Origin of the sequence: Methyloceanibacter marginalis (assembly GCF_001723295.1) — a bacterium.
GTDB lineage: Bacteria > Pseudomonadota > Alphaproteobacteria > Rhizobiales > Methyloligellaceae > Methyloceanibacter > Methyloceanibacter marginalis.
The window spans coordinates 1-7,234 of the sequence record NZ_LPWD01000140.1; the positions used below are offsets into that span (position 1 = coordinate 1).

General features: G+C 65.0%; 9 protein-coding genes and 2 pseudogenes. 4 read left to right on the forward strand and 7 right to left on the reverse strand.

Features of this window, described 5'->3' with window-relative positions:
- Nucleotides 1-52 precede the first annotated feature (52 nt).
- Nucleotides 53-486: pseudogene (locus tag AUC71_RS06100) on the forward strand (low molecular weight protein-tyrosine-phosphatase).
- Here the strand turns inward: AUC71_RS06100 and thpR are convergent.
- Complete coding sequence (gene thpR / locus AUC71_RS06105; RefSeq protein WP_069623556.1) at nucleotides 483-1,091, reverse strand: RNA 2',3'-cyclic phosphodiesterase; 609 nt, start codon at nucleotides 1,089-1,091, stop codon at nucleotides 483-485. The pseudogene AUC71_RS06100 and the gene thpR overlap by 4 nt on opposite strands.
- Nucleotides 1,092-1,121: 30 nt before the next feature.
- A complete protein-coding gene (locus tag AUC71_RS06110) occupies nucleotides 1,122-2,165 on the reverse strand; it encodes an NADP(H)-dependent aldo-keto reductase (protein WP_069623565.1) in 1,044 nt (347 codons plus the stop codon).
- 171 nt (nucleotides 2,166-2,336) lie between these two features.
- On the opposite strand from AUC71_RS06110, the gene aat reads away from it, so the two are divergent.
- From aat to AUC71_RS06125, 3 genes are read left to right on the forward strand one after another with little or no spacing between them, the layout of a single operon-like run.
- Entirely contained in the window at nucleotides 2,337-3,272 is a 936-nt protein-coding gene (aat, locus tag AUC71_RS06115; RefSeq protein ID WP_069623557.1) for a leucyl/phenylalanyl-tRNA--protein transferase, read from the forward strand.
- 10 nt (nucleotides 3,273-3,282) lie between these two features.
- Nucleotides 3,283-3,732 carry an MATE family efflux transporter gene (locus AUC71_RS06120; protein WP_069623558.1) on the forward strand — a complete coding sequence of 150 codons (450 nt, stop codon included), beginning with the start codon at nucleotides 3,283-3,285 and terminating at the stop codon, nucleotides 3,730-3,732.
- On the forward strand, nucleotides 3,651-4,655 hold the full coding sequence (locus AUC71_RS06125; protein ID WP_069623559.1) for a lipopolysaccharide biosynthesis protein: 1,005 nt from the start codon (nucleotides 3,651-3,653) through the stop codon (nucleotides 4,653-4,655). The genes AUC71_RS06120 and AUC71_RS06125 overlap by 82 nt, the downstream gene beginning before the upstream one ends.
- Here the strand turns inward: AUC71_RS06125 and AUC71_RS19240 are convergent.
- The 5 genes and pseudogenes from AUC71_RS19240 to AUC71_RS19245 form a co-directional block, all read right to left on the reverse strand.
- Nucleotides 4,652-4,816 carry a hypothetical protein gene (locus tag AUC71_RS19240; protein ID WP_158007722.1) on the reverse strand — a complete coding sequence of 55 codons (165 nt, stop codon included), beginning with the start codon at nucleotides 4,814-4,816 and terminating at the stop codon, nucleotides 4,652-4,654. The two genes, AUC71_RS06125 and AUC71_RS19240, sit on opposite strands and share 4 nt — an antisense overlap.
- Nucleotides 4,817-4,900: 84 nt before the next feature.
- Nucleotides 4,901-5,814 (reverse strand): annotated as a pseudogene (locus AUC71_RS22595) (S1 family peptidase).
- Nucleotides 5,811-6,734: a S1 family peptidase gene (locus AUC71_RS06145; RefSeq protein ID WP_069623563.1), complete on the reverse strand. Its 924-nt coding sequence runs from the start codon at nucleotides 6,732-6,734 to the stop codon at nucleotides 5,811-5,813. The pseudogene AUC71_RS22595 and the gene AUC71_RS06145 overlap by 4 nt, the downstream one beginning before the upstream one ends.
- A gap of 14 nt (nucleotides 6,735-6,748) precedes the next feature.
- Nucleotides 6,749-7,027, reverse strand: coding sequence for a trypsin-like serine protease (locus tag AUC71_RS06150; protein WP_141701489.1), 279 nt, complete (start codon nucleotides 7,025-7,027; stop codon nucleotides 6,749-6,751).
- The coding region (locus AUC71_RS19245) for a hypothetical protein (protein WP_158007724.1) at nucleotides 7,024-7,234 on the reverse strand (211 nt) is incomplete at its 5' end. The genes AUC71_RS19245 and AUC71_RS06150, both read right to left, overlap by 4 nt.

Below are 7,234 nucleotides of genomic sequence, written 5' to 3' on the forward strand. Positions count from 1 at the left end.
GGCCAAGCACCGCATCCTGTTCGTCTGTCTGGGTAATATCTGCCGCTCGCCGATGGCAGAGGGCGTCTTCCGTCGCGTCGCCGAGGATGCCGGGAAGCTGCATCTGTTCGAAATTGACTCCGCCGGCATGGGCGACTGGCATAAGGGAGAGCGCCGGATCATCGCGCGCAGAAGGCCGCGCTTGGCCGGGGCGTCGATATTTCCGGTCAAGCGGCGCGAAAGGTCGAGCTTGAGGACTTCGAGGACTTCGATCTGGTGCTGGCGATGGACGGGTCGAATATCGAAGACCTCCACGACATCGCGCCCCATGCGGCCCGCGCCAAGATCCGCCGCTTTCTCGACTACGCGCCCCAGGTCGGCACGCAAGACGTGCCTGATCCCTATTACGGCGGAACGGAAGGCTTCGACCACGCGCTCGATCTGATCGAGGCCGCGGCGCATGGCTTGCTCGCCGAACTCACGGAAGAGACGAAGAAGGACCCCTAGTCCTTGACCCCGAACGCCTCGGCGAGATCGCGGTCATAGGCGCGATGACCGGTGTCGTCCGCGTCATAGGCATCGTCGAGCTCGTAAGCCGCCTCAATAACGTAGGGACCGCCGCCCACCGAGTTCCGCGACGAATAGAGCACGAAGCGGCTCACCGTGAAGCGCTCGACCGCCACGTCTGCTTGGCGCTCCAAATAGGCGGCGACGGCATCCGGGCGCACGCCGCGCAGGCGCGCCAGGGTCACGTGGGGCTTGAAGTTGCGGCCTTCGGGTGGAAGCCCCGCCTCGCGCGCTGCCCGGTCATTGGCGCGCCGCAAGCTGTCGAGCCCAGGGGAGGGTTTGACTCCCGCGAATAGGGCGCGGGGCTTGTTGCCGCCGAAGCTGTCGAGCCCATTGAGCTGCAATTCGAAAGGCGGCATCGCAATCTCACCCAGCGCGTTGGTGAAGTCGCGCGCGGTGGCGCCGTCCACGTCGCCGATGAAGCGCAACGTCAGGTGATAATTTTCGGGGTCGATCCAGCGCGCGCCGCTCAAGCCGGAGCGCAGCATAGTGAAACGTTCGGCGATGCTGCGGGGGATCTCTATGGCGGAGAACAGCCGGGGCATGTCGGGCGACTCACTTCCTGCCTAAGAGAATCAAGGGCAGGGGTTGGGGTAGTCAAGGTGGATTTGGTCGATGTCCTCAAGCACTTGGCCGGAGATCTTAAGCTCCGCGGCGTCGATATCCGACTTGAGTTGGTCCATGGTGGTGGCTCCGATAATCGCCGAGGTGACGAAGGGGCGCGACACCGCGTAGGCAATCGCCATCTGCGCCGGGTCGAGCCCATGCTTCTTGGCGAGCGCCACGTAGGCGGAAATGGCGCGCGGCCCGTTGCCCTTCTCGTAACGGCCCAAACGGTCGAACAAAGTCTTGCGCGATTTGGGCGGCAGGGCGCCGTTCTCGTACTTGCCGGTGAGATAGCCTTGGCCGAGCGGCGAGTAGGCCAGCAGGCTCACCTGCTCCTCATAGGTGATCTCCGACAGGCCGATCTCGTAGGACCGGTTCACCAGGTTGAAGGCGTTCTGCACCGAGACGATCCGCGGCAGCCCGTGCATCTCGGCGAGCTTCAAGAACCGCATCACCCCCCACGGCGTCTCGTTGGAGAGGCCGATGAAACGAACCTTGCCGTCGCGCACGAGGGCACCGAGCGTTTCGAGGATGTCGTGGATCGCGTGGGAGTCGCCCGGCAGCCGCTCATATTCGAGACCTTCGAAGATGCGCATGGGCCGGTCGGGCCAATGCAGCTGGTAGAGATCGATATAGTCGGTCTTCAGCCGCGCGCGGGACTTGTCGACGGCTTCGTTGATTTGTGCCACGCTTTGCCGCGAGAGCATGGTCTCGTCGCGCAGCCAATCGATCTTGGAACTGCGGCCGGCAACTTTCGTGGCGATCAGGACTTGATCGCGGTTCTTGCGTCCTGCAAGCCAGGTCCCGATGATGTCCTCGGTGCGGCCTTGTGTCTCCGGCTTCGGAGGAATGGGATAGATCTCGGCGGCGTCGAATAGGTTGATGCCGCGCTCGAGCGCATAGTCCATCTGGGCGTGACCTTCGGCCTCGGTGTTTTGCTCGCCAAAGGTCATGGTGCCGAGGGTAAGCGCGCTTACCTTCAACCCGGTGCGGCCAAGCTCGCGATACTCCATCATTCCTCCGTTGCTAACATGCCGGTATGGCTAACAGAGCCTTACCAGGGACGCCCTAACCCTGTTGTTAAGAAGTGGGCGCGTAAGAAGGAAGTCACAATGCTGCCAGGCACGAAACCGGGGCGCGGATCGGCATTGAACGGGATGACACAAGATTTTCGCAGGGGCGGGATGACCAAGCCAGACGGCGGCGCGGCCGCTCCTAAGCCACAAGAGATCGAGCCTTGCTTTCACGAAAACTGGGAGCAGCGCTTGCGGCGCTGGGGGCTCGGCGCGCTCTACGCCTTGAAGCCGTCGCGCATTGCGCTTCTGCCGCGGCTTTGGCTGATGACGCTTACCTACTATCTGACGCCTCGGCCCGAGCGCGATGCGTTGCCCGCGTTGCCGCGCTTCTATTCCGACCGCGGACTCATCGGCATCAGCAACGACCTCTCCGTGCCGGCTTTGATGGCGAATTACGCGCGGGGCTACTTTCCCGTCTGCCATATCGGCCCCATGAAATGGTGGTGCCCGGAAGAGCGCGCGGTGCTCGATCCGGCGGACTCGCACATGAGCAACAATGTGCGCCGCCTGATCCGGAAGCACAAATTCACCGTCACCATGGACACGGATTTCGCGGGCGTGATGGAAGCCTGCGCGCGGCCGCGCGAGCACAAAACTCCGCTCACCTGGATCACGCCGCAAATCATGCGCGCCTTCTGGAGCGCTTACAAAGCCGGCTATGCCCATTCCGTCGAAGTATGGGACGAGAAGGGAAACTTGGTGGGGGGGATGTATGGCCTCGTCATCGGCAAGGTCTATTTCGGCGAATCGAAGTTCTCCCGCGTGCGAGACGCCTCCAAGGTCGCCACGGCCTACCTTCACCGGCATCTCGCCGCCTGGGGGTATGTTCTGTGCGATGCCAAGTGGATGACGCCGCATCTCGAGTCATTCGGCTTCCACCCCATGCCGCGCGACCAGTTCCTGTCGCTGCTGCCTTGGTACATGGAGGAGCCGGGGCATGCGGGGCGCTGGGAGATCGACCCGGCGCTCAACCTTGCCGATGGGCCGAAGGCGCCCAAAAACAATCCGTCCGCGCCCCCCTCGTCGCCGCGCCAGGTGGCGTGAGGACGGTCCCATGCCACGATCCTTAAGCCGGCCGGGCGGTGCTTGGATCGCGCCGCTGCTGTCCCGGCTGGTCACCACGTCGTCACTTCTTTCGCTCGCCCGCGTTGCCGGCGCGCTCGCCGGCTTCATCACCCAGATCGTTCTGGCGCGGACGCTGCACGCCTCGGCGCTCGGCGTATTCTATTCGGCCACAAGCCTTGCCGCCGTGGTGGGTCTGATCGCGGCGCATGGCTATCCGGCCATCGCGCCGCGCTTCCTGTCGCGCTATCGCAAGCAAGGAAAGACCGAGCTCATCGCCGCGTTTGTCGCGCGGGCGCGCAAAGACGCCACGGTCTATGTCACCATCGCCACCGTGGCCGTGTTGGCGTTCGGACTGTTGTGGCCCGCGCTCAGTCTCGAGCGCGGCTTGCCACCATCGCCGCGGCGCTGTCGATTCCGGCCAACGCCGCTCTGCGGCTGAATGGCTCGCTCGCCGCCGCCATACGGCGCTTCGCGCTCGCCTATCTGCCGGACACCTGCTTCCGGCCGTTCGTGCTGCTGGGCGGCATCGTGCTCCTGATGGGCGCCGGTGTGACGCTCACCGCGCCCAATGTCACGGCGCTGCTGACTGTCGTGTTCATCGGTTTGGCGCTCGTCCAGTACCTCCTGCTGCGCAAGGACATCCCGCATGGCGCGGCACTTGCCGCCGGCCGGCAGGCCGCGCCGCCCCGGCTGGTGAAGATCTGGCGGCGCGAGGCGACACCGCTGATCCTGGTGGCGCTGTTCACCTTCTTCTTCGCCGATGTGGACATTCTCCTGGTCACGCCGCTTATGTCGAGCGCCGACACCGCCATTGTCGGACTTTGCCTTAAGCTCGCGCTGCTCGTCGGCTTCGCGGTGCAGGTGGCGCATCAAGTGGTGGTGCCGGATCTGGCGGACGCTCATGCGCGTAAAGAGCACGGCGCAATTCGGGACGTCGTTCTGAAGGCCCTCGGCTTTCCGCTTGCCGTGACCGTCGCCGCGCTGATCATCGTGGCGCTGTGGGGCGAGACTATCCTGTCGCTGTTCGGCCCGGAGTTCACCGGCGCCAAGATCCCCCTGCTCATCCTGCTTGGCTGCCAGCTTGCCCGCGCGGTGTTCGGACCCAACGTGCCGTTGCTCACGGTGATCGGCGCCCAGCGCCAGAACGCGGCGCTTGCCGTCGCGGCGCTCGTGGTCCTTGGGCTCGCCAATGTGGGGCTGGTGCCGGCCTATGGCGTGCTCGGCGCGGCGCTGGCCGTCGCCATCGCCACCTTGTTCTGGCTCGCGGCGTGCTCGATCGCGCTGGCGCGCTTGAGCGGGCTCAGGACCGACGCGATCTTTCTGCTTGTGCGGCTGGCGGAGCGTCGCGGGACGCCTGCTTAAGGGGCCGGCTCGACGGGAGTTTCGGTGCCCCCCAAGCGCTCGGCTTCAGCATCCGCATCCTCATCGCTCGCGAACACATACGTGAAGATCAGCCACAGCGCGAATGCCACGACCATGAAAATCGCAATGGCCTTGCCGAAAATGCCGAAGGATAGGGGCATGGGATGGTTGCTCGCTGGTGTGTCGCCTCTGCCGGCCGCGACCGTAGCCAAACGCACCCGGCCGATCAATGGACTTTGGCGCGCTTAGCGCCCGTGGATCGTCTCCTCGATCCAGCCGGAGAACGCGGCCACCCGCGAATAGACACCCGGGAGGGAGGCGCCGCAGCCCCGGCCCCAACTCACCACGCCGACCTGGGTGAAGCTCGTTCCATTCTCCTCGGCCACGACCAGCGGGCCGCCCGAGTCGCCCTGGCAGGAATCTTTGCGCGTGCCGCGGCGCATGGCGCAGATCTCGGTCTCCGCAATCTCGCCGCCGGCGGCCTCGAAGGCCGCGGCGCAGGTGTCATTGGCGACCCAGTCGACCTCGACCTGATGGAGCTTCCGCGGAAAGCTCACCTTCTCCTTCGCATCCGAACCGAACGAACTCAGCAATTTGGAGACGTCCTCGTCGTAGGGGTCCCACATGGCGCCCCAGCCGGTGACCACGACCTTGGCGCCGGGGGCGAGCAGCGTCTCTTCGGTCGCCGGATCGGCCAGCGCCACGGTCTCGGTCCGTCCACGGGCTTCTCCAGCTTGAGAAGCGCGATGTCGGCCTTAGCGGCGTCGGCGCACGCGGTGTCGCCCTCACAGGCCGCATATGTGGGATGAACATGAATTTCCGAAACCGCGACCTTGGTGGTCGCTTCGCGATCGGTGGAGCCATAACCGATCACCACCTCGCCCGGCTCAATGGCGCGTTTGGTGTCGCTGGCACCCCGATACAGGCAATGCGCCGCGGTGAGCACCCACTGGGCGTCGATGAGCGAGCCGCCGCAGCTGCCCTTTTCGTCCTCGAAAGAATCGTAGAGCCGCACTTGATACTGATATTTGCCTTCGGGCGCGGGTGTACCGTCGACGATCATCTCGACGTCTTCCTCGGCAAGCGCAGGCGCAAGCACGGCGACGACGCCGAGAGCGGAAGCAAGAGCAAAGATGGTGCGCATGGGCAGGCTCGTCATGGGGACGCCGGTGCGGGGTCCGGAGCGTCATCGGTCATGGTTTGCTCGATCCAATCGGAGAAGGACGCGACGCGCGCGAACACATTGGGATTGCCGGCGCGGCCACAGCGGTCGCCCCAGCTCACCACGCCGATCTGCACGTAGCGCCTCGGCTCTTCGGCGAGGACCACGAGCGGCCCTCCGGAGTCGCCATAGCAGGAGTTTGTCACCGAGCGCGGCTTCAGGGCGCAGATCTCGCTGTCGGCGATGCCGAGCTGCTGCGGCTCGTAGATGGCGCGGCATTCGTCCCTGGCCATGACATGGATGTCGGCCTCGTGAAGCTTCCGCGGGAAGCTGAGCCTCTCGGTGACGTCCGCTTGCGGGGCGACCTTGGAGAGGAGCTCGACGACCTCCTTGTCTTCCGGGTCCCAGATCGCGCCCCAGCCGGTGACCGTCACCTTGACGCCGCGCGTGACGAGTGTCTTCTCGGTGTCGGGGTCGGCGATCTCCACCTTCTTGGCGCCGGGGATGGGCTCCTTCAGCTTGACGAGAGCGACGTCGCCGCCGCCGGACAGGGCCTTCTCCAGATAGAGCGGATGGACGACGATCTTCTCGCTTTCGATCTTGGTGGTTTCGGTGCGATCGGTGCTGCCATAGCCGACAAACACCGTCTCGACCGGCGCTTGCGGACCTTGCGCATCGGAGCCCTCGACGACGCAGTGGCCGGCGGTCAAGATCCATTGCGGGTCGATGATCGAGCCGCCGCAAAAGCCCTTCTCGTCGTCGGCCGAGGCATAGAGGCGGACTTGATAGGGGAACTTGCCGGGCTTCGCGGGTTTGCCGCCCACGATCATCTCGGTGTCGGGCTCATCTCCGGCGAGCGCCAGGTTCGCCGGCAGTCCGACAGCTGCGACCAATATGAGCGAAACCAAACGCCTCATGGAAGAACCTCCGCTCAATTTCCACCCATGGTGCCCTTGATCCAATCGGAGAAGGACGACACCCGGGTGTAGACACCAGGGAACAGCGGGTTGCCGCATTGCGGCCCCCAGCTCACGATGCCGACTTGCACATAGCCGTTGCCCTCGGGCACGACGAGGGGGCCGCCGGAATCGCCGAAGCAGGAATCCTTGCCGCCACGGGGGCCGGTGGCGCAAATCTCGGTGTCGCCGATGGTGAAGGCCGAAACCTGGAGCTGGTCGTAGACGGCCTTGCACTCCTGCTGATCGATCACCTCGATGTCCACTTCGTGCAGAGACGCGGCGCCTGGAGCTCCTCGTCATTGAGAAGCCGCCGCTCGGAGACCGTCCGGCGTCCCGCCATCACGTCCATGGCGTTGTTGAAGGCTTGGAAGTCCCAGACCGCCCCCCAGCCGGTGACGGTAGCCTGGCGCCCGGCTGCAACAGGCGCTGGGTGGCGTCGCCGCCGGCATAGGAGACCG

Excerpts from the sequence above, each read along its gene's own strand:
- thpR (WP_069623556.1), bottom strand. The coding sequence starts at position 1,091 with ATGCCCCGGCTGTTCTCCGCCATAGAGATCCCCCGCAGCATCGCCGAA.
- AUC71_RS06120 (WP_069623558.1), top strand. The coding sequence starts at position 3,283 with ATGCCACGATCCTTAAGCCGGCCGGGCGGTGCTTGGATCGCGCCGCTG.
- AUC71_RS06110 (WP_069623565.1), bottom strand. The coding sequence starts at position 2,165 with ATGGAGTATCGCGAGCTTGGCCGCACCGGGTTGAAGGTAAGCGCGCTT.
- aat (WP_069623557.1), top strand. The coding sequence starts at position 2,337 with ATGACCAAGCCAGACGGCGGCGCGGCCGCTCCTAAGCCACAAGAGATC.
- AUC71_RS19240 (WP_158007722.1), bottom strand. The coding sequence starts at position 4,816 with ATGCCCCTATCCTTCGGCATTTTCGGCAAGGCCATTGCGATTTTCATG.
- AUC71_RS06145 (WP_069623563.1), bottom strand. The coding sequence starts at position 6,734 with ATGAGGCGTTTGGTTTCGCTCATATTGGTCGCAGCTGTCGGACTGCCG.